The organism is Flavobacterium endoglycinae, assembly GCF_017352115.1.
Lineage (GTDB): Bacteria > Bacteroidota > Bacteroidia > Flavobacteriales > Flavobacteriaceae > Flavobacterium > Flavobacterium endoglycinae.
Window position 1 is genome coordinate 659,920 of record NZ_CP071448.1, and the last position, 20,132, is coordinate 680,051.

General features: G+C 33.9%; 20 protein-coding genes. 14 read left to right on the forward strand and 6 right to left on the reverse strand.

From position 1 onward, the window contains the following. Positions 1-76 precede the first annotated feature (76 nt). The 3 genes from epsC to J0383_RS02895 all read left to right on the forward strand — a co-directional run bounded on the left by epsC (position 77) and on the right by J0383_RS02895 (position 2,842). Positions 77-868: a serine O-acetyltransferase EpsC gene (gene epsC, locus J0383_RS02885; RefSeq protein WP_207296949.1), complete on the forward strand. Its 792-nt coding sequence runs from the start codon at positions 77-79 to the stop codon at positions 866-868. 1 nt (position 869) lies between these two features. Continuing rightward, complete coding sequence (gene cysM / locus J0383_RS02890; protein ID WP_207296950.1) at positions 870-1,757, forward strand: cysteine synthase CysM; 888 nt, start codon at positions 870-872, stop codon at positions 1,755-1,757. Between the two features lie 98 nt (positions 1,758-1,855). Continuing rightward, entirely contained in the window at positions 1,856-2,842 is a 987-nt protein-coding gene (locus J0383_RS02895) for an aldo/keto reductase (protein WP_207296951.1), read from the forward strand. A gap of 104 nt (positions 2,843-2,946) precedes the next feature. Here J0383_RS02895 and J0383_RS02900 read toward each other — a convergent pair whose 3' ends face one another. After that, the gene (locus tag J0383_RS02900; protein ID WP_207296952.1) at positions 2,947-3,996 is read right to left on the reverse strand and encodes a sensor histidine kinase; all 1,050 of its coding nucleotides are present in this window, start codon (positions 3,994-3,996) and stop codon (positions 2,947-2,949) included. A 158-nt stretch (positions 3,997-4,154) separates the two neighbouring features. Here J0383_RS02900 and rlmD point away from each other — a divergent pair, with 158 nt between their 5' ends. The 3 genes from rlmD to J0383_RS02915 are packed head-to-tail and all read left to right on the forward strand — an operon-like array spanning position 4,155 to position 6,950. After that, complete coding sequence (gene rlmD, locus J0383_RS02905; RefSeq protein ID WP_207296953.1) at positions 4,155-5,567, forward strand: 23S rRNA (uracil(1939)-C(5))-methyltransferase RlmD; 1,413 nt, start codon at positions 4,155-4,157, stop codon at positions 5,565-5,567. A gap of 14 nt (positions 5,568-5,581) precedes the next feature. Next, a complete protein-coding gene (locus tag J0383_RS02910; protein WP_207296954.1) occupies positions 5,582-6,145 on the forward strand; it encodes a DUF6452 family protein in 564 nt (187 codons plus the stop codon). Further along, the gene (locus J0383_RS02915) at positions 6,117-6,950 is read left to right on the forward strand and encodes a DUF6048 family protein (RefSeq protein WP_207296955.1); all 834 of its coding nucleotides are present in this window, start codon (positions 6,117-6,119) and stop codon (positions 6,948-6,950) included. The genes J0383_RS02910 and J0383_RS02915 overlap by 29 nt, the downstream gene beginning before the upstream one ends. 56 nt (positions 6,951-7,006) lie before the next feature. Here the strand turns inward: J0383_RS02915 and J0383_RS02920 are convergent, their stop codons facing one another. The 3 genes from J0383_RS02920 to J0383_RS02930 form a co-directional block, all read right to left on the reverse strand. Further along, positions 7,007-7,699 (reverse strand): aspartate/glutamate racemase family protein, encoded by a 693-nt coding sequence (locus J0383_RS02920; RefSeq protein ID WP_207296956.1) that lies wholly within the window; start codon positions 7,697-7,699, stop codon positions 7,007-7,009. Positions 7,700-7,715: 16 nt separating this feature from the next. Next, positions 7,716-7,952, reverse strand: coding sequence for a hypothetical protein (locus J0383_RS02925; RefSeq protein WP_207296957.1), 237 nt, complete (start codon positions 7,950-7,952; stop codon positions 7,716-7,718). Positions 7,953-8,046: 94 nt separating this feature from the next. Beyond that, positions 8,047-9,210 carry a THUMP domain-containing class I SAM-dependent RNA methyltransferase gene (locus tag J0383_RS02930; RefSeq protein WP_207296958.1) on the reverse strand — a complete coding sequence of 388 codons (1,164 nt, stop codon included), beginning with the start codon at positions 9,208-9,210 and terminating at the stop codon, positions 8,047-8,049. Between the two features lie 156 nt (positions 9,211-9,366). Here J0383_RS02930 and J0383_RS02935 point away from each other — a divergent pair, with 156 nt between their 5' ends. Both J0383_RS02935 and J0383_RS02940 read left to right on the forward strand, forming a co-directional pair. After that, on the forward strand, positions 9,367-10,131 hold the full coding sequence (locus tag J0383_RS02935) for a class I SAM-dependent methyltransferase (protein WP_207296959.1): 765 nt from the start codon (positions 9,367-9,369) through the stop codon (positions 10,129-10,131). Positions 10,132-10,218: 87 nt separating this feature from the next. Beyond that, entirely contained in the window at positions 10,219-10,887 is a 669-nt protein-coding gene (locus J0383_RS02940; RefSeq protein WP_207296960.1) for a ZIP family metal transporter, read from the forward strand. 191 nt (positions 10,888-11,078) lie between these two features. On the opposite strand, the gene J0383_RS02945 is transcribed toward J0383_RS02940, so the two are convergent. Both J0383_RS02945 and J0383_RS02950 read right to left on the reverse strand, forming a co-directional pair. Continuing rightward, positions 11,079-13,466, reverse strand: a complete 2,388-nt coding sequence (locus J0383_RS02945; RefSeq protein ID WP_207296961.1) for a TonB-dependent receptor domain-containing protein — start codon at positions 13,464-13,466, stop codon at positions 11,079-11,081. Positions 13,467-13,621: 155 nt separating this feature from the next. Next, a complete protein-coding gene (locus tag J0383_RS02950) occupies positions 13,622-14,761 on the reverse strand; it encodes a helix-turn-helix domain-containing protein (protein ID WP_207296962.1) in 1,140 nt (379 codons plus the stop codon). A gap of 177 nt (positions 14,762-14,938) precedes the next feature. Between J0383_RS02950 and murQ the strand changes: the two genes are divergently transcribed. The 6 genes from murQ (at position 14,939) to J0383_RS02980 (ending at position 20,132) form a co-directional block, all read left to right on the forward strand. Continuing rightward, entirely contained in the window at positions 14,939-15,751 is an 813-nt protein-coding gene (gene murQ, locus J0383_RS02955) for an N-acetylmuramic acid 6-phosphate etherase (RefSeq protein WP_207296963.1), read from the forward strand. A 162-nt stretch (positions 15,752-15,913) separates the two neighbouring features. Then, positions 15,914-16,135: a DUF6095 family protein gene (locus J0383_RS02960; protein WP_207296964.1), complete on the forward strand. Its 222-nt coding sequence runs from the start codon at positions 15,914-15,916 to the stop codon at positions 16,133-16,135. A 62-nt stretch (positions 16,136-16,197) separates the two neighbouring features. Beyond that, positions 16,198-16,770, forward strand: a complete 573-nt coding sequence (locus J0383_RS02965; RefSeq protein ID WP_207296965.1) for a pentapeptide repeat-containing protein — start codon at positions 16,198-16,200, stop codon at positions 16,768-16,770. Positions 16,771-16,791: 21 nt separating this feature from the next. Beyond that, positions 16,792-17,367 (forward strand): DUF1572 family protein, encoded by a 576-nt coding sequence (locus J0383_RS02970; RefSeq protein WP_207296966.1) that lies wholly within the window; start codon positions 16,792-16,794, stop codon positions 17,365-17,367. Positions 17,368-17,643: 276 nt separating this feature from the next. Next, on the forward strand, positions 17,644-18,015 hold the full coding sequence (locus tag J0383_RS02975; protein ID WP_207296967.1) for a DNA topoisomerase IV: 372 nt from the start codon (positions 17,644-17,646) through the stop codon (positions 18,013-18,015). Between the two features lie 197 nt (positions 18,016-18,212). Beyond that, on the forward strand, positions 18,213-20,132 hold the full coding sequence (locus J0383_RS02980) for a DUF294 nucleotidyltransferase-like domain-containing protein (RefSeq protein ID WP_207296968.1): 1,920 nt from the start codon (positions 18,213-18,215) through the stop codon (positions 20,130-20,132).

Below are 20,132 nucleotides of genomic sequence, written 5' to 3' on the forward strand. Positions count from 1 at the left end.
TTATACAATTCATGTCCTTATTAACAAAAAACACCTTAATTTTAGCGTTTTAAATTATCCACTCAATTTTTCAATTGTGACAAAAGAAAATATCATACAAAACATAAAGGCTTTAAAGAGTCATTCTAACATAAACTACGGTATCAAAACCAAGACCGAAGACTTTACAGAAAAGCTTTTTTACACTCTTTTTGATTCAAATGCTGCTTTGGACGAAAGCATCGACGACCTTGAAGTCCGATTCAAAGAGATTGCTGTTTTGGCCTGCAAAAAACCTCAAAATTTATGCGCTTCTATCTGGGACAGATTTGTTGAAAAACTTCCCGGAGTTTTAGAAAAATTAAATCAGGATGCCGAATATATTCTAGAAAACGATCCGGCGTCGAACAGCATCGATGAGGTATATTTAGGATATCCGGGATTTTATGCCATTGCAATTTACAGATTGAGCCACGAATTATATCATTTGGATTTACTATTGTTTTCAAGGCTGATGAGCGAATATGCACACCGAATTACGGGAACTGATATTCACGCAGGTGCCGATATCGCTTCTCCGTTTTTTATCGATCATGCCACGGGAATCGTAATTGGTGAAACAACCGTTATAAAAAAACATGTAAAAATTTATCAGGGAGTTACATTGGGAGCTTTAAGCGTAAGCAAAGACATGAAAAACGCTAAAAGACATCCAACCGTTGAAGCCAATGTGTGCATTTATGCCAATGCAACAATTTTGGGAGGAGAAACAATCATAGGAAAAAATAGTATTATTGGCGGAAATGCCTGGGTAACCAAATCTATTCCCGAAGATTCGATCGTTACCAATACCACCACAACAGAAGTCAAAATAAAAGAAAAAAAATAAAATGGGTCCACAGAAATTATTAAACCTGATTGGAAATACACCATTGATGGAAACAGTCAATTTGGTTAAAAATAAAAACGTAAAACTTTTACTGAAACTTGAAGGAAACAATCCCGGAGGAAGTGTAAAAGACCGTGCTGCATACAACATGATTGCCGCTGCTCTTGAGAGAGGCGAAATTAAAAAAGGGGATAAACTTATTGAAGCAACCAGCGGAAATACGGGAATTGCTCTGGCAATGATTGCTCAATTATTTGGAATAGAAATCGAATTGGTTTTACCAGAAGATTCTACAAAAGAACGTACACAAACCATGCGTGCTTACGGCGCGACAGTTATTTTAACGCCTGCCGAAGATGGAATTATTGGTTCTAGAGATTATGCTGATAAAAAAGTCGCTCAAGGTGGTTATTTAATGCTAAACCAGTTTGCCAATGACGACAACTGGAAAGCGCATTACAAAACTACAGGCCCCGAAATCTGGAATGATACAGAAGGAACAGTAACTCATTTTGTTTCGGCAATGGGAACTACAGGAACCATTATTGGAACTTCGACTTATTTAAAAGAAAAAAATCCTGCCATTCAAATTGTTGGTGCACAGCCAAGCGACGGATCTCAAATTCCGGGAATTCGTAAATGGCCTCAGGAATATTTACCAAAAATATTTGATCCTTCTAAAGTTGATACCGTTATTGATATAAGCGAAGAAGAAGCACGCGAAATGACCAAAAGATTAGCACTAGAAGAAGGTGTTTTTGCTGGAATGAGCAGCGGGGGTTCTGTTGCTGTGGCTTTAAAAATAGCAGAACAGCTGGAATCAGGAGTTGTGGTTGCCGTAATCTGCGACAGAGGCGATCGTTATTTGTCTTCGGATTTATTTGACTAAAAGGCTCAAAGAGACAAAGGTTCAAGGGACAAAGTTTAATCTCAATGGAAACCTTTGAACCTTTGCAACTCTGTATCTTTATAACTAAAAAGAAAAAAATGAACTACAGAAAACTAGGAAAAACCAATTTTAATATTTCTGAAATCTCACTTGGAACCTGGCAGGTTGGAGGAAAATGGGGATCAGGATTTAATGATAAAACTGCCGACGAACTTATCAATACGGCAATTGACAATGGTGTTAATTTTATTGATACTGCCGATGTCTATGAAAACGGATTAAGCGAAACTGCTGTCGGAAGGGTTGTTCGTTCACGCTCTGAGCGTATTTATGTGGCTACAAAATGCGGTCGCCAGATTAATCCGCATGTAAATGAAGGATATCAGCCAAAAGTGCTTCAGAAATTTGTAGAAGACAGTTTAAAAAGAACAGGATTAGAAACCCTGGATTTAATTCAATTGCACTGTCCGCCAACAGAAGTATATTATCGCCCTGAGATTTTCGAACTTTTTGACCGTTTAAAAGATCAAGGAAAAATACTAAATCTTGGTGTAAGTGTCGAAAAAGTGGAAGAAGCTTTAAAAGCCATCGAATATTCGAATGTAACTACGGTTCAGATTATCTTCAATTTATTCCGTCAGCGACCTTCACAATTGTTTTTCTCAGAAGCCAGAAAGAAAGATATTGGAATAATTGCGCGTGTACCATTAGCCAGCGGACTTTTAACGGGTAAATTTGATACAAAAACCACTTTCGATGTACAAGATCACCGCAATTTTAATCGTAACGGAGAAGCTTTTGATAAAGGCGAAACTTTTTCTGGTATTGATTACGAACTGGGATTAAAAGCGGTTGAAGAATTAAAAGCATTATTTCCAGAAACCGAAAACCTTGCTCCTATTGCTTTACAATGGATTTTAAGTTTTAATGATGTAAGCTGTATTATTCCAGGAGCATCAAAAGAAAGTCATGTACTTTCTAATTTGTCTGTTTATGATTTTCCTCAATTAACCCCTGAGAAAATTGCAGCAATGAATGAAATTTACGAAAAGTATATAAAAACCTCCGTTCACCATTTGTGGTAGAATTTAAAAGGTACTGAGGATCTGAGAGGCTAAGGCTCTAGGGTTTAAACTATTTAAAAATCTTAGAACCTTAGTATCTTAGCACCTTAGAGCCTAAAAAAAAACTAGATTTCAAATTCAATTTTAAACTCGGCTCCTTTGTTTTTTCCTTCGCTTAAGGCACTGAGTTTTCCTTTATTTTTCTCGATTATCTTTTTACATAAATAAAGCCCGATTCCAGTCGAAGTTTCGTTTGCGGTTCCAAGACGGCTCATTTTGGTAAACTTCTTAAAAAGTTCGTCAATTTGTGTTTTATCAAAGCCAATACCTTTATCGGCTACGGTTATGACTAAATGAGAGTTTTCTTTGTAAATCCGTACTTTAACTTCACTGTCAAAATAAGAAAATTTGATTGCATTACTTATTAAGTTTACTAAAACCTGAACCAGCAGACCTTCATCAATTTTAAGTCTGGCTTCATCTGTTTCTACACTTAAATTCAATGTTATGTTTTTATCCAGCAAGCGTTGTTCTACCTGTTCGTTAATAAAAGGAACAACGTTTGAGAATGAAATAGTCCTGATTTCCTGATTGACTTTTACAACCTGATCCTGCTCTTTTAAAAGCTTAATAAAGTTTTCGATGTATCGAAATTGCAGATTAGTCGATTCGCATATTAAATCTGCCAAATGTTTAATAGATTCAGAAGGATTTTCGCTTAAAATTAATTTAGCCAAACCCTGCGGATTTCCTGCAAAGTTTTTTAAATCATGTGAAAGCATATAAATCAAATCCTGTTTTTCGTTTATAAAACTCTCCGATTCGTAAATAGACTCTTGAATATTGCACATTAACAAACCTGCTTCATCTGTATAATCTGTTGGCAGAACCGATAATTTTCGGCTGTTTCTGTAATCATCCAATGATTTTGATGCAATAGAGATAGGATAAATAAGCTGTTTTAAAACCAAAAGTGTAACTGCCGTTGCCAATAAAGTCATAATTAAAGAAAAAATCAAAATAGACATTGGTGAAACGGTATGTTCGAAGAAAAGTACAAAAAACAAAATCCCAATCAGCGGAATATGAATCCCTATAAATGCGACAAATAAAAATTTAAACGCATAGCTTTTCTTTAAAAAGCCAATTTGTGAAAGATTATGATATAACTTCATAAATACATAACAAGACTATAGGTTATTATCGTAGCATTTTGGGGTAATACTAAGGCAAAGTTAGCTTTTAAAGTTCAGCAAACCAACAAATTCAATAATTTGATAAAATATTTTGAAAATTAAATTTGTAAAAGTTTACAAAGGCTTATTTTTGCGCTATGGGAAGAAAAAATACAGACAAAGTTGTCTTTCATCAAATTGAAGTTTTAGATGCCGGAGCAAAAGGAGTATCAGTAGCGAAAGCTCCAGACGGAAAAGTAATCTTTATTCCGAATGTAGTGCCTGGCGATGTTGTTGATGTACAAACATTCAAAAAAAGAAAAGCCTATTACGAGGGAAAGGCCGTGAAATTTCACGAATTATCCAAACATCGTATTGATCCAATCTGCGAGCACTTTGGCGTGTGTGGCGGATGCAAATGGCAGAATATGAAATACAGCCAGCAGTTGTATTACAAACAAAACGAAGTAAAAAATCATTTACAGCGAATTGGGAAAGTAGAACTTCCTGAATTTGAAGATATTTTAGGTTCAGAAAAACAGTTTTTCTATAGAAACAAAATGGAATTTTCGTTTTCGAACAGCCGTTGGTTAACCGAAAAAGAAATTGGAAGCACAGAAGATTTAGGCAACAGAAATGCCTTAGGTTTTCATATTCCGAAAATGTGGGATAAAATTCTGGACATTGAGAAATGCCACTTACAGCAAGATCCTTCAAATGCTATTAGAAACGAAATCAGGGCTTTTGCCAACGAGCATAATCTTGCTTTTTTTAATCCGAGAGAACATTCAGGTTTATTGCGAACTTTAATGATTCGTACCGCTTCAACTGGTGAAATCATGGTTTTGATTCAGTTTTTTGAAGATGACAAAGCAAATCGTGAATTGATTTTAGATCATTTGTATGAAAAATTTCCACAAATTACTTCTTTACAATATGTGGTAAATGCAAAACAAAACGATACTATTTACGATCAGGATATTAAACTTTACAAAGGAAGAGATTATATTCTGGAAGAAATGGAAGGTTTGAAATTCAGCATCAACGCTAAATCGTTCTACCAGACCAATTCTGATCAAGCATATGAATTATACAAAATAACACGCGATTTTGCAGGGCTTACAGGAAACGAAACAGTTTATGATTTATACACTGGAACGGGAACTATTGCACAATTCGTTTCTAAAAAAGCCAAAAAAGTAATTGGAGTAGAAAGTGTTCCTGAAGCTATTTTAGACGCTAAAGCAAATGCGGAACGCAATAATATTACGAATTGTGAGTTTTTTGTTGGTGACATGAAAGTGGTATTCAATGAAGCTTTTATTGCACAGCACGGAAAACCAGATGTTATTATAACTGATCCGCCAAGAGACGGAATGCACGCACTGGTTATTGATCAGATTTTAAAAATTGCTCCTAAAAAAGTAGTATATGTAAGCTGTAATTCTGCTACACAAGCAAGAGATTTAGCTTTAATGGATGAAAAATACAAAGTAACACGTGTTCGTCCTGTTGATATGTTTCCACAGACGCATCATGTTGAAAATGTTGTACTTTTAGAACTTCGTTAATTATAAAATTATAAATGAGAAAAATAGTTGCTTTTTTATTGCTTTTTACTTTTGGATTGTCCAGCTGTGAGAAAGATGATATTTGTGATGCAAATACACCTACTACTCCCCGATTAGTAATTAAATTCTTTGATATTGCAGATCCTGCCACGCCAAAAAATGTTCTGAACTTAAAAGTTGTTGGACAGGGTGGTGATGCAAATGGAATTGTATTTAATAAATCTGCTGCTGGAGATGCTAAATATTTAGCAAACGGAAATACTATTTCTATTCCGTTAAAAATTGATGCTGATTCTACTACTTATAGTTTTATATACAATGCTGCAAGTACAGATCCAACAGCAATAAATACTGATGTAATTACTTTTAACTACACCCGCCAGAATGTTTATGTTTCGAGAGCATGCGGTTTCAAAACGATTTTCACATTAAATTCAAGAACTAATCCTGACCGAAATACATGGGATTATGTATTAACAGACGGACCTTCTGGTGATGGTCTTTGGATACAGAATTCATTATTACAAACCCATAACATAGATTCAGAAAATGAAACACATCTTGAAATATACTTTTAGTCTTTGTTTTCTTTTATCAATGTTTTTGGTACATTCTCAAGTAACAAAAGATACCATAACTCTAAAAGATCTTGACGATAAAAAACCAAAAGTAACGGCTCCAAAATCAGCAACTACAGAAGTTAAAAAAGACAGTGTTCCTGTTCCTCCTAAAACAGATCGTTATGGTTTACGTGTAGGTGTAGATTTGTATAAATTAACACGTGCTTTTTACGATAAAGATTATAAAGGAATTGAATTTACTGCCGACTGGCGTTTGACTAAAAGATACTATATCGCAGCCGAACTAGGTTTTGAAGATAAAACTACAGACGACGACCGATTAAACTCTACAGCGACAGGAACTTATATTAAAGGAGGTTTCGATTACAACTTGTACGACAACTGGCTTGATATGGAAAACCTTATTACGATTGGTCTTCGCGGAGGATTCAGTTCTTTCAGCCAAGATTTAAATAGTTATAAGATTTACAATCCAAATCCGTATTGGGGCGAACAGCCTTCAATTGCTGCAAATGAGAAACACAGCGGACTTTCTGCTGCTTGGCTTGAAGTTGCAATGGGAATAAAAGCAAAAGTTTTCAATAATATATTTGTTGGTTTTGGAGTGCAGCTAAAGCTTTTAGCTATGAACAACAAACCAGCCGGTTTTGACAACCTTTATATCCCGGGCTTCAACCGAACTTACGACGGAAGTTTTGGAGTAGGCTTCAACTATACGGTTTCGTATTTTATTCCGATTTACAAGAAAAAAGTAATTGTACCGGAAATCAAAAAAGAAGAAGCACCTAAAAAAAAGAAATAGAGTTTTCCAGATCATAAAAAAGCCTCGAATAATTATTTCGAGGCTTTTTTTATTTGTCAAGACAACTGAAATTCAACAGCCGCCTTTGCATGTATAAGTGTCGTATCAAAAATAGGAACTGATAAATCTTCGGTTTTAATAACCAAAGGTATTTCGGTACAACCTAAAATAATACCTTCAGCTCCATTTTTAATTAGTTCATTGGCTATTTCTAAATAACGCTTTTTCGTTTCATCGGTTACAATTCCTCTTCCTAATTCTTCGAAAATAGTATAATGAATAAAATCTTTATCCTCTTCGCTGGTTGGAATTATGGTTTCAATTCCTTTTTCGGCCAGTTTATTTTTAAAGAAATCAAGTTCCATTGTAAACTTAGTTCCCAATAAACCCACTTTTTTAAGGTTTTGTTTCTGGATTTCAACAGCCGTTTCAACTGCGATATGAATAACCGGAAGTTTAATCGCATCTTGAAGTTTATCGGCAATTAAGTGCATCGTATTGGCACATAAAACAATTGCTTCTGCTCCACCCGACTTTAAAAATTCACAGCCTTTTAAAAGCATATTAAAAGTCGAATCCCAATCGTTATTGTCGTTGTTCTTTTTAATATCAGCATAATTAAAAGAATAAACCAAACATTCCGAGAAATTCAATCCTCCCAGCTTTTCATTTATTCCCAGATTTATAAGTTTATAATAATCTGTTGTTGAGACCCAGCTTATTCCGCCTATAAGTCCAATTTTTTTCATAATGCTGATTTAAAAATTATCCAATTTCTCTAATTCCTTTTACAAATATCCATTTCATGAAAAGCTTTTCACCATCTTTTGTTTTTACAGCCTGAAATTTAGGACCAATAATGGTTGCGATAACAAAAGAAGTCATCGGAATCCAAATTCCAGTTAAACCTATGTACATGGCAATTATAAACCTTCCAGCTATAAATAAAATTGCAAATGTTCCTAATTGATATAAAAAAGCTCTTACTTGTAGTTTTGTCATTTTTTTTATTTTTAAGGTTCAAAGGGACAAAGAAACAAAGGGACAAAGTTTTAACTCTGTACCTTTGTCCCTTTGTTAATTTGTCTCTTTGTTACTATTCGTTTACTTGAAACTTCGTTCTCTTACTTCCTTCGTACATTTCGTATTTTACCAAGCGCGCTTCAAGACTTCCGTTGTAGAGTTTGATTTTTCTAGAAGGTTTTAAACCAACAAATTTTAAAGCTTCGAGATTTGCAGTTATAAACCACGCATTTGTTCCTGGATAATTTTTCTTTAAAGTATCGCCGATATTACTGTAAAATCTTTCCATATGAATATCCAAACGCTCATCATACGGCGGATTGAAAACAATATGCAGTTTCCCTTCTGTTTCTTTTTCGCTGTCAAAAAAGTTATTTTCAGAAACCGAAATATAATCTTCCAGATTAGCGTTTCTAATATTATCTTTTGCTTTGCTTACCGCACTTGGCGCTTTATCAAAACCTTTTATCGTATAATTAAACTCCCTTGTTTTCTTCATTAAACTATCGATAATAGTATCAAACAAGTCGTTGTCCCAATCTTTCCATTTTTCAAAAGCAAACTCTTTTCTATTGATATTCGCTGGAATATTGCAGGCAATCATTGCAGCTTCAGCCAAAAATGTTCCTGAACCACACATTGGATCCAAGAAATGACTCTGTCCGTCCCAACCAGACAATAAAAGAATTCCCGCTGCTAAAACCTCATTAATAGGAGCAATATTGGTAGCCGTTCTATATCCACGCTGATGAAGTGAATTTCCAGAAGTATCCAAAGAAACCGAAACCTGATCTTTATCGATATGAACATTGATTCTTAAATCTGGATATTGTTTGTCGATGCTTGGTCTTTGTCCAGTTCTTTCTCTAAACTGATCCACAATAGCATCTTTACACTTTTGAGAAACAAACTCAGAATGATTAAAAAAAGTAGAATGAACCGTTGTGTCGATTACAAAAGTCTGGTTGGCATTTAGATATTTTGACCAGTTTAAACCCGAAATACCTTTGTACAACGCTTGTTCATTATTAGCTCTAAACGAATAAATGGGTTTTAAGATTTTCAAAGCCGTTCTAAGCGATAAATTGGCTTTGTACATAAAACCTTTATCACCCTTAAAACTTACCATTCTCACGCCTTTTTGAACATCTTGAGCGCCAAGCGCCAGCAATTCTTTTTCTAATATCTCCTCAAAACCAAAAAAACATTTGGCTATCATTCTAAAATTTTCTTCCATCTTTTCTTTTAAATTAAAAAAAACTAAAATTTAAAAAGATGCACTAGTGTACATCTCCGATTAACGAACGATTATTGACGTATCGCTGTTTAATAGTTATTTTTCGGCAAAAATACACTAAATTTGCCGGACTTTGAATTAATTGAAATAGAATAAATGTCAGAACCACATAACTCATCAACGCCAAATCAAGACCGTAACACCGAAAATTGGTTTACGTCATGGTTTGATACTCCGTATTATCATATTTTATACAAAGATAGAAACTACCGAGAAGCTCAGATTTTTATGGATAATCTGACCCACTATCTCAACCTTCCTGAAAAAGCAAAAGTGCTTGATTTAGCCTGCGGAAAAGGGCGTCATTCTATTTATTTAAATCAATTAGGATACGACGTTTTAGGAGCCGATTTATCTGAAAACAGCATTGCCGAAGCCAGCAAAAACAGCAACGATCACCTGCATTTCAAAGTACACGATATGCGTGAACCGTTTGAAGAAAAATTCGATGCTATTTTTAACCTTTTTACCAGTTTTGGTTATTTCGAAAACGACGATGACAACCTAACTACTTTAAAAGCAATCAAGGAAAGTTTATCTGACTATGGTTTTGCCGTAATCGATTTTATGAACGTCAATCAGGTAATCGAGACTTTGGTTCCTCAAGAAGTGAAAACCGTAGACGGAATCGATTTTCATATTAAACGATATGTTGAAGACGGGCATATTTTCAAAGAAATTGACTTTGAAGATCAAGGCAGAAAGTTTCATTTTACCGAAAAAGTAAAAGCTTTATCTTTAAAAGACTTTCAGGAATTAATGGACGAAGCTGGAATTTACCTTTTGGATATTTTTGGAGATTACAAACTCAAAAAATTCCATAAAACAGAAAGCGAAAGATTAATCATGATTTTTAAGTAAATTGGTTAATCGTTTACTTGTTTAACCGTGTAATCGGACACAAAAACAATGAAACGATTAAACGAATCAACGATTAAACAAATACAAATGAACTATTTACTACCCTTATTTTCTGTACTTTTAGGATATAGTGTGGCTTTGTTTATAAAACCTCAAAACAAAACCAATTTAAAATTACTGCTAGCCTTTAGTGGTTCTTTTTTATTGTCATTAACCGTGATGCACCTTCTTCCTGAAGTTTACGAATCACACAATCACAATATTGGGATTTTTATAATGGTCGGGATTTTATTTCAGATCATACTCGAATTTTTTTCAAAAGGAGCCGAACACGGTCACGTACACGGACACGCAAAAATGTCTCAGATTCCGTGGTTACTTTTTATAAGCCTTTGCATTCATGCCTTTTTAGAAGGATTTCCCGTAAGTCATCATCACGGTTTGGCGGTCGGAATTGCCATTCATCACCTGCCAATTGCCGTTATCTTAACCACATTTTTCATCAATGCCGACTTAAATAAAAAAGCCATTTTTGCCTTCATGGTCACTTTTGCACTTATGACGCCTCTTGGTACAATTGCATCCGAATATTTAGCTTTTTTAAATCAATATTACACCGAAATCACTGCCATCGTAATTGGTATTTTATTCCATATTTCATCAACTATTATTTTTGAAAGCAGTGAAGGACATAAATTCAATATTGCCAAAGTTTCGATGATCGTACTCGGAATAGTATTGGCATTCATTTTATAATTAGGGCGTGCCACTATTTACTAAAAGACCCAATCAACTCTGCGTTCATTGGGTCTTTTAGTAAATACTGTCGGGCTATCCGCATTACTTCGGTAATTTGCTCCTATCCCTCACGCAACAAGAATTGGAAAAATAGTTTTAAAAACTTGTTAGGATAAATTATCTAATTGCCACATTTCCAAATTATCTAATTATTTTCCAGCTCGCTTTTTCTCCTCCTTATTTCCAAAATCTCTTTCCTGCACTTTTATCTTCTTGTTTCCAAAATTATACACAACAGATAATCTTAAGAATCGGTTGCTTTCATTTTGGCTGTATACCTGAGCAACACCATTTACAACTGATGTATATCCTTTTAAATAAGACGTATTAAAAAGATCATTCACCAAAAAAGTAAACTGAAGACTGTTTTGGAGAAAACTCTTTCTCACCGCAATATTCAAACCAGCCATATATCCAATTTCATACAGCCCTTTTTTAAACGGAGAACTGTAAAAATATTCTACCTGCAGTTTTGTAGTTTCATTCAACGAAAAAGTATTTTCGGTTGTAAAATAAAGTTGTTCAGTATTAGAACGAACAGCATTCAATTGAGAAATAAAACTCGTTTTAGATCCTAAAAAATAAACCGAACTCTGTGTTTCAAACCAGCTTGTCACTTCAACACTATAACTCTCGCCTATTCCAAATGAATTTTCATTAAAATAATTTTCACGGCTGATAATCTGTGTGTTGATTTCAGGATTTGATTTAAAAACGACACCAAAACCATCTGTTGTTCTATTAAAGAAAATATTCGTTCTAAAACTCTTTTTAAACGTATACGTAAAATCAAAATTATTGCTGAATGAAGGTCTTAAAAATGGATTCCCTTCAGAATAACTATTACTGTTGATATACGAACGAAACGGATTTAACAATCCAAATCCCGGACGGTTGATTCGTTTTCCATAATTCAAATTAAAACCATGATTTTCACTCAACTGATAATCAATATAAAAACTCGGAAACAACTTTAAATAATCATTTTTAATTTCCTGATTTAAGGTTTCAGAATAACCGTTTGTCTGCGTATTTTCAAATCGTAATCCCAGCTGAAGTGTCAATTTATCATTGATTTTCTTATTTCCGTTCAAATAAACCGCCTGATTATTTTCTTTGTATTCAAACACATTCGACTGATTGGGATCTAATTCTGGAGAACCGCTGATGGTATTGTAATAAAACACGTCGCTGTTGCTTTTTATAAAACTAATTTTAGCGCCATACGACAAATCTATTATGCTTAAAGGATAATCAAAATCTGTTTTCAAACTAATATTATCAATATTCTGATTCGAATTATTTCTCGCTGCTTGATTCGTGTTTCTATAAGTTCCTTCAGGTGAATAAGATGTAGCAGTGAAGTTCTTATCAAATCTTGAATTATAAGTAAAGTAATCCAAATCAACGCTTACTTTTCTTCCCACAGAATCCAATTTCGAAATCAAATGGGCATTGTACGTCTGGCTTCCTGAATATTTCCTATTGAAACCTTTATTTACCAAAAGCGAATCAATGGTATTGGCATTATTAAAAATATGAATCATTGTATTCGATTTCATATCAGGAGTATAATTTTCATTTAAATACTGAATTCCAATTGTTGTTTTATCCGAAATATCATACTCCAGCGAAATACGGCCAGAAAGGCTATTTTCTTTTTGTTTTGAAACATCTCGCAACTGCCAAAGACCTGTTGGATAATACACATCTAAATCTTCTGTATTGTTTGTATTTCCAATTCGCCCATTTCCGCTTAATGCCATTCTGAATTTATTTTTATTGTAGAAAAAGCTGTTTCTAAGCGTAAAAATTCCGTATTTATTCTGATCGTATGAAAGAGTTGAAGTATTTTTCCATGAATTAACCATTCCTTTTTTCATAATGATATTGATAATTCCGCCTGTTCCGTTTGCTTCGTATTTTGCTGGTGGATTGGCAATAACTTCAATACTTTTAATATCATTTGCCGAAATAGATTTCAAAAAACTATTCAATTCTTCACCAGATAACTCAATCATTCTGCCATCGATCATGACCCTCGATGCGCCTTTTCCTAATATAGTGATCGCATTACTTTGCACCACAACACCAGGCGCATTATTAATTGCGCTTAAAGCATCACCGCTTACTGCCGAAATATTGTTTTCTATAGTATATACAACACGATCAATTTTTTGTTCAATTGTATTCTTTTTCGTTTTCACAACTACTTCGTTTAAACTTGTCGTGTTTTCTTTTAAAATTATAATTCCTAAATCGGTATCTTTTTCAAGTGCAATTTCCTGTTGATATTCTGAAAATCCTAAAAGACTAATTCCAATTTTATAACTCCCTTTTTTAAGAACGATTTCAAAAGTTCCATCTGGTTTGGTCGTAGTTCCGTCGATAATTTTTCCTTCTGAATTGAATATCGAAATATCTGCCCATTCCAAAAGAGCTTTTTCACTTGATACTTTACCTTTTAATTGCAATGTCGACTGTGCCAAACAAAATAAAGGCAATACTAATAGAATAAGGAGGTTTAATTTTGTCATGATTTCTAATGTTAACTTGTTCGATTAATTTGAAGCAAAGCTCTATCAGAAATTTTCGGAATTCGACCGACAAAAAAAGTCGAACCATTTTATTCTCAAGAAATGGGTTCGACTTTATTTAGCATCAAGTTCGACTTTTTACAAAACCTTTATTTTCAACTATTTCTATAAGCTGTTGGTGTTAAATTAGTATATTTTTTAAAAGCAGTATTAAATGAAGATTTAGAATTAAAACCAACTTCGTACAGAATTTCCAAAACCGTAAGATTGCTTTTTGACGAATCTTTTAAAATCTTCATGGCTTTTTGAATGCGATATTCATTGACAAAATCAAAAAAATGCTGATCGATATGATGATTAATTAAAACCGACAATTCACGAACCGGCATATTAATTTGATTACTTAATTCTTGAATGGTCAACGAAGGATCAAGAAAAGGTTCCTTCTGATCCATATATTCTCTTAAACTCAAAATCTGATTTTTGATTACGTCATTTTCAAAAGTATCAGAGGTTTGTTTTTCTTCAGTTTCCGGAAGAATGTCTTTTGCTAGTTTTAATTTTGAATTTATGCCTCTAAAAAGTTCAGGATGATTTAAAGCTTTCATTATAAACCAACACGTAACGAGCAGCGCAATACTTCCCACCAAAACATTAGCCCAAATAAAGGTTTCCTTGAAATTTGTGTAACGCAATAAATTTTTCAATACCACAATTGAATGTGCAATAAGAAAAACCGTAGTCATTTGAAAAAGCCATCTGTAGGTTGAAAAGCCTGTTCTGGCATAATTCTCTAAATAAAGCTCTTTATATTTCTTTAAAATCAAATAAACACTTACAATGTAAAACAAATACTGAACTTCGACTACGACACGAAAAAACAGCATTTCAGGCATTTGATTGTGCACTTCGAAAAACTGAATTTTCTGCAATTCATCTGCTGCATAAAATCGGGGAATGAAAATTAAATTCACAACCAAAAAAGGAATCACATGCCATAAATGTTTCCATTTTAATTGAAAATCAGAATAGCATACTGCCAAAACAAACAAATAAAACAACGGCATTCCTAATAAGCATGTTGTCCATCTAAAAGCTTCTAGATTTAATTGTCCTTCGATAAATTTGTAAAAAAAGAAACCACTTAGATCCAGCGCACTTAAAATAAAAAAGAAGGCAAATAAACGGTTCGCCAGTTTATTCTGTGTTTTTACAGTAAAAAGAAAAAACGCAAGCAAGAGCGAAACAAAAACGGCAATCCATGCGATTACATTTAAAAAATTTAATTTGTCCATTGGGGTTTATTATAAAACAAATATAGCATTTTACTTCATTTAGACAGAAGTTCAAAACAATTCGAAGACGCAAAAGCATTTGAAAAAAGGCTAAAAATCTTGCTCAGTTTAACTTTGATTTTTTACTGAGTTGCCATAAAAAAGTTTAATTTTGGAGGATAACTATTTCTACAAAAAATGACGTTTACAAAAACAACCGAACAATCTTCAAAATACGAACATTTAGAAAAAATGTCAGTTAATGAACTACTGACCAATATTAATAACGAAGACAAAACTGTGCCTCATGCAGTCGAAAAAGCCTTACCGCAGATCGAAGCTTTGGTAGCACAAACTGTGGCAAATTTAAAATTGGGCGGACGTATTTTTTATATTGGAGCTGGAACATCTGGCCGTTTAGGTGTTGTAGATGCTTCTGAATGCCCGCCAACTTTTGGCGTTCCATTTGATTTGGTAAACGGAATTATCGCAGGAGGTGACACCGCTATCCGTCGTGCTGTAGAAAATGCCGAAGATAATCCAACGCAAGCGTGGCTTGATTTACAAGCGCACAACATCAATCAAAATGATATAGTAATTGGAATTGCGGCTTCGGGAACCACTCCGTATGTTATTGGTGGTTTAGAAACTTGTAACGAAAATAATATTGCAACAGGTTGTATAACGTGCAATGCAGGAAGTCCACTGGCATTAACGGCTAAATTTCCTATTGAAGTAGTAGTTGGGCCCGAATTTGTCACTGGAAGTTCAAGAATGAAAGCAGGAACTGCACAGAAATTGGTTTTAAACATGATTTCGACTGCATCAATGATTCAGCTTGGAAAAGTAAAAGGAAACAAAATGGTCGATATGCAGTTAAGTAACATTAAACTAGTTGACCGAGGTGTAAAAATGATTATGGGAGAAATTCCAGTTTCATACGAAGAAGCATCAGAATTATTAAAAAAATACGGCAGTGTAAGGAACGCTGTTGATAATTATAATAAGTAAAAGGTTTGTTTAACCGCAAAGCACGCGAAGTTTTACGCAAGGTTCGCAAGTTTTTGTAAAAGCTTTGCGAACTTTGCGCTTTAGTTAAAGTTCTAATAAAAAACTTTGCGTGCTTTGCGGTTGAACACAAGTCAAAGAAACTTAAAACCTGAAACAAAAAACATGGCAACAAACAAACAATTACTAATGAAAGGAATAAAATATTTACCTGGTGCATTGCCGTTAATGTTTATCGGCCCTTCACTAATTTACAATGCATTTCAAAATCAGCATACCAATTGGCATTATTTGGTTTTAGGAATCGGAATTATTGCCTGCTTGTCTTCGATGGTTTTAATCTTTTTGGGATTGAGAATCATCATGAAAGGTATATTTAATGACTAAATAATTCATAAATCAACCTAATCAATTTCAAATCCTTAATCACATTATCAACAAAAACATTCATGGAAAGTCTAATTCACATTCAAAAAACATTCGATAAAGTTGTTTACATTGATAAAAAAATAAACAACCGGGAGTTCGAAGATTGTGTATTTAAAAACTGCGACTTTTCAAACAGTAATTTTGGATACAATACTTTTCTGGATTGTGAATTCATCGATTGCAATCTTTCTATGACAAGTCTGGCTGGAACGAGTTTAAAAAATGTCACTTTTGGAAACTGCAAACTTTTAGGGATTGCATTTAACGAATGCGACGATTTTTTATTTCAAGTTCATTTTGAAGAATGTGTTTTAGATTATGCGTTGTTTTCGAATAAAAAAATGCCTAAAACCAAGTTCATTAATTCTTCAGTTCGCGAAGTAACCTTTATTGGAACCAATTTAACCAGTTCGGTTTTTGACAATTGTAATTTAGACGGAGCCATTTTTAATGAAACCCAATTAGCTGGAGCTGATTTTAGAACGGCTTACAATTTTAAGATTGACCCTGAATTTAATCCGATGCGAAAAGCGCAATTTTCTACCAGTGGAATTGTTGGATTATTAGACAAATATGATATTAAAATCGTTTGATTTAATTAAAAATTAAACTCTATGAGCGCAGATCAATCCTATCTGGAAAGTGCCAAAAAACAGTTTTTGTATTATAAAATGCTTGGCGAAAAAGCAATGGACCAATTAGAACCTCAACAGCTTTTTGTTACTGTAAATGAAGATACTAACAGCATTGCTTCCATTGTAAAACATATTTCGGGCAATATGCTTTCGAGGTGGACCGATTTTCTAAGTTCTGACGGCGAGAAAGAATGGCGAAACCGCGATGCCGAATTTGAAAATGATTTACAATCGAAAGAGGAAGTTTTAGAAATTTGGAACAAAGGCTGGAACTGTCTGGAAAATGCATTGGAAAGTTTAAAACCAGAACAACTCTCTGATATTATTTACATCCGAAATGAAGGTCATACGGTTATTGAAGCTATAAATCGTCAATTAGCGCATTATCCTTATCATGTTGGACAGATGATTTTTTATGCCAAACAGCTGAAAAACAGCGAATGGAACAGCTTGTCGATTCCGAAAAATAAATCAAGTAATTACAACGCTGAAAAGTTTGCCAAAGAAAAAGAAATTAAGAACTTTACCGATGACGAACTAAAAAGGTTAAAATGATTGACTATCATGTCGTTTAGGAGGATTTTGGTATTTGGGTTATAATTAAATTCTGCCAGACAGAATTATCAGCTGAACAAACTGTTGATAATAAAAGACGTAATTTAATTTTTCTCGGGATTCTCAATATTATTTTTGCTTTTTTTATTGGCTCAATTCTTATTTACAATGTCCTTTTCTAGCCCTGATGGAAGCGGCATCCTTTTTCTGGCTTCTTTAGCCAGGAAAAGATATAGCGGACAGCAGGAATAGCTCCTAAAAAATAACTTAATTAAAATGAAAAAAATTATATTCTTATTTCCAGTTCTAGCGTTAGTATCTTGTTATAACGCAGAACACAATTGCAAAGATTTCAAAAACGGAAAATTTAAATTTGAGACTGAAGTCAACGGAGTTAAAAAAACAACTTTCTTTGAACGCAAAGACAGTATTGAAATCGAAACTTTTGAAGGAAAAACAGATACCGCAACTATCCGTTGGGTAAGTGACTGCGAATATATACTGCAAAAAAAACACCCCAAAAATATGGCTGAAGAAAAAGCAATCAGCATGAAGATTTTAACCACTTCTAAAGATTCTTATACGTTCGAATATGGCTTAGTTGGTTCTGAAGAAAAACAACGAGGCACGGTTCATAAAGTGGATTAAAACCTAATTTTAAATATATTTAAAGCTCCAATTTTGGAGCTTTTTTTAAACTATGAAGTTAATAATTCACAAAGTTTAATATCTTCATTTTTTAAAACTTATAACTCTACAACTTTGTCTCTTTGTAACTAAAAAATAAAAGGTGTTTCTTTTACATTTCTATTTTAAATAGTATTTTAGAACCTAAATCTAACCAAATGAAAAATACCATTTCGCAAAGAGTTGCTGACTTTTTAAAGAGTTATCCGCCGTTTAATTTTCTTCATCAAAAAGATTTAGAAAAATTATCGGAACAGATTTCTATTATCTACAAAGAAAAAGACGCTGTCATTTTTGCTGAGAATGATAAAACCCACGATTCTTTTTATGTTGTTCATAAAGGCGCAGTGGCTTTGAAAAAAAGCACTAAAAATACCGTTCTAGATATGTGTGACGAAGGTGATATTTTTGGTCTTCGTCCGCTTTTGGCACAGGAAAACTATATAATGGAAGCAGTCGCTCATGAAGAAAGTATTTTGTATGCGATTCCGATTGCCGTTTTTAAACCTTATGCGCTAGAGAACAGAAATGTTGGCAATTTCCTGATTGAAAGCTATGCTTCGAACACCCGAAATCCATATTCTGATATTCATAAAGATAAATTATACGGAGATGATGATTTGAATGAAAATCTTCAAACGAGTAACCATTCTTTTGATTTAACACCCATAAAATATTCGAAAAAAATTGTAACCTGCAGTCCGTCTACAACTGTAAAGGACATTGCGAAAATCATGGGCAAGAAAAAAGTCGGTGCGATTTTGATTGTTGATGAAATGCTTCCAATTGGTATTTTAACCGATAAAGATCTTCGAAATAAAATCGTAACGGGAGATTTCCCGATAACGACAACCGCCGAAACGATCATGACAAAACCCGTTATTACGTATCCCAAAAAAATGACGGTTACAGAGGCGCAAATGGCAATGATGAAAAGTGATATCAGTCATTTATGTTTAACAAAAGACGGTACGGTAAATACCAAAGCAGTGGGAATTCTATCGAAACATGATGTTATGGTAGCGCTAGGAAATAATCCAGCGGTATTGATTAAAGCGCTAAAACGAACCAAAAAAATCAAAGAAATAAAACCAATCCGTAACCAGATTATGCAGTTACTGCAAGGTTATCTGGATCAAAATATTCCAATGACTTTGATTACCAAAATCATTACAGAACTTAATGAAGCTTGTACAACGCGGGTTATTGAAATCTGTTTGGATAAAATGAGCAGTCCGCCACCGGCTAAATTTGCTTGGTTAGCCATGGGAAGCCAAGGTCGAGGCGAACAAATGCTTCATACCGATCAGGATAATGCCATTGTATACGAAAATGTAAATGAGGTTTTTAGAGATGAAACGAGAGTTTATTTTCAAAAATTTGCCGGGCTTGTCAACAAAGGTCTTTTTGAAATTGGCTACGATTATTGTCCTGCCGAAATGATGGCATCAAACCCCAAATGGTGTATGAGTCTTGATGAATGGAAAAGTCAGGTATATCATTGGATTACCAATCCAGGGAAAAATGAGGTTTTATTATCGTTCATTTTCTTTGATTATAGTTCTACCTATGGCGATACTGAAATTGTGAGTCAATTATCGGATTATATTTTTGAAACTATAAAAGCCAATCCTATTTTTTATATGCATTTGGTAAGCGGTGCTTTGCAAAGCCCTTCTCCTACTGGTTTCTTCAGACAATTTTTAGTAGAACAAGATGGTGCTAACAAAGATAATTTTGACATTAAACGACGAGCTTTAATGCCTCTGACTGATGCTGCACGAGTTTTAATTTTGTCACATTCAGTTAAAGGAATCAGCAATACCGCTGAACGTTTCGAAAAACTGGCTGAACTAGAACCTAATAATAGAGAATTGTATTTATCCTGTTCGTATTCATTTAAAGCCTTACTGAAATTCAGAACCAAACAAGGTTTACTGCACCATGATTCTGGTCAATTTATCGAATTGGAATCTTTAACCAAAATGGAAAAAATTAAGCTGAAACGTACTTTTAAAACCATTAAAGAACTTCAGGAATTGATTTCGGTGCGCTTTAATATTTCAAATCTGGTGTAA

Bases quoted from the DNA above. Each gene is read 5' to 3' on its own strand.
- murQ (WP_207296963.1), top strand. From the start codon at position 14,939: ATGACGTTTACAAAAACAACCGAACAATCTTCAAAATACGAACATTTA.
- cysM (WP_207296950.1), top strand. From the start codon at position 870: ATGGGTCCACAGAAATTATTAAACCTGATTGGAAATACACCATTGATG.
- J0383_RS02975 (WP_207296967.1), top strand. From the start codon at position 17,644: ATGAAAAAAATTATATTCTTATTTCCAGTTCTAGCGTTAGTATCTTGT.
- J0383_RS02960 (WP_207296964.1), top strand. From the start codon at position 15,914: ATGGCAACAAACAAACAATTACTAATGAAAGGAATAAAATATTTACCT.
- J0383_RS02950 (WP_207296962.1), bottom strand. From the start codon at position 14,761: ATGGACAAATTAAATTTTTTAAATGTAATCGCATGGATTGCCGTTTTT.
- J0383_RS02930 (WP_207296958.1), bottom strand. From the start codon at position 9,210: ATGGAAGAAAATTTTAGAATGATAGCCAAATGTTTTTTTGGTTTTGAG.
- J0383_RS02935 (WP_207296959.1), top strand. From the start codon at position 9,367: ATGTCAGAACCACATAACTCATCAACGCCAAATCAAGACCGTAACACC.
- J0383_RS02920 (WP_207296956.1), bottom strand. From the start codon at position 7,699: ATGAAAAAAATTGGACTTATAGGCGGAATAAGCTGGGTCTCAACAACA.
- rlmD (WP_207296953.1), top strand. From the start codon at position 4,155: ATGGGAAGAAAAAATACAGACAAAGTTGTCTTTCATCAAATTGAAGTT.
- J0383_RS02900 (WP_207296952.1), bottom strand. From the start codon at position 3,996: ATGAAGTTATATCATAATCTTTCACAAATTGGCTTTTTAAAGAAAAGC.
- J0383_RS02910 (WP_207296954.1), top strand. From the start codon at position 5,582: ATGAGAAAAATAGTTGCTTTTTTATTGCTTTTTACTTTTGGATTGTCC.
- J0383_RS02945 (WP_207296961.1), bottom strand. From the start codon at position 13,466: ATGACAAAATTAAACCTCCTTATTCTATTAGTATTGCCTTTATTTTGT.
- J0383_RS02895 (WP_207296951.1), top strand. From the start codon at position 1,856: ATGAACTACAGAAAACTAGGAAAAACCAATTTTAATATTTCTGAAATC.
- J0383_RS02940 (WP_207296960.1), top strand. From the start codon at position 10,219: ATGAACTATTTACTACCCTTATTTTCTGTACTTTTAGGATATAGTGTG.
- J0383_RS02915 (WP_207296955.1), top strand. From the start codon at position 6,117: ATGAAACACATCTTGAAATATACTTTTAGTCTTTGTTTTCTTTTATCA.
- J0383_RS02925 (WP_207296957.1), bottom strand. From the start codon at position 7,952: ATGACAAAACTACAAGTAAGAGCTTTTTTATATCAATTAGGAACATTT.
- J0383_RS02965 (WP_207296965.1), top strand. From the start codon at position 16,198: ATGGAAAGTCTAATTCACATTCAAAAAACATTCGATAAAGTTGTTTAC.
- J0383_RS02980 (WP_207296968.1), top strand. From the start codon at position 18,213: ATGAAAAATACCATTTCGCAAAGAGTTGCTGACTTTTTAAAGAGTTAT.
- J0383_RS02970 (WP_207296966.1), top strand. From the start codon at position 16,792: ATGAGCGCAGATCAATCCTATCTGGAAAGTGCCAAAAAACAGTTTTTG.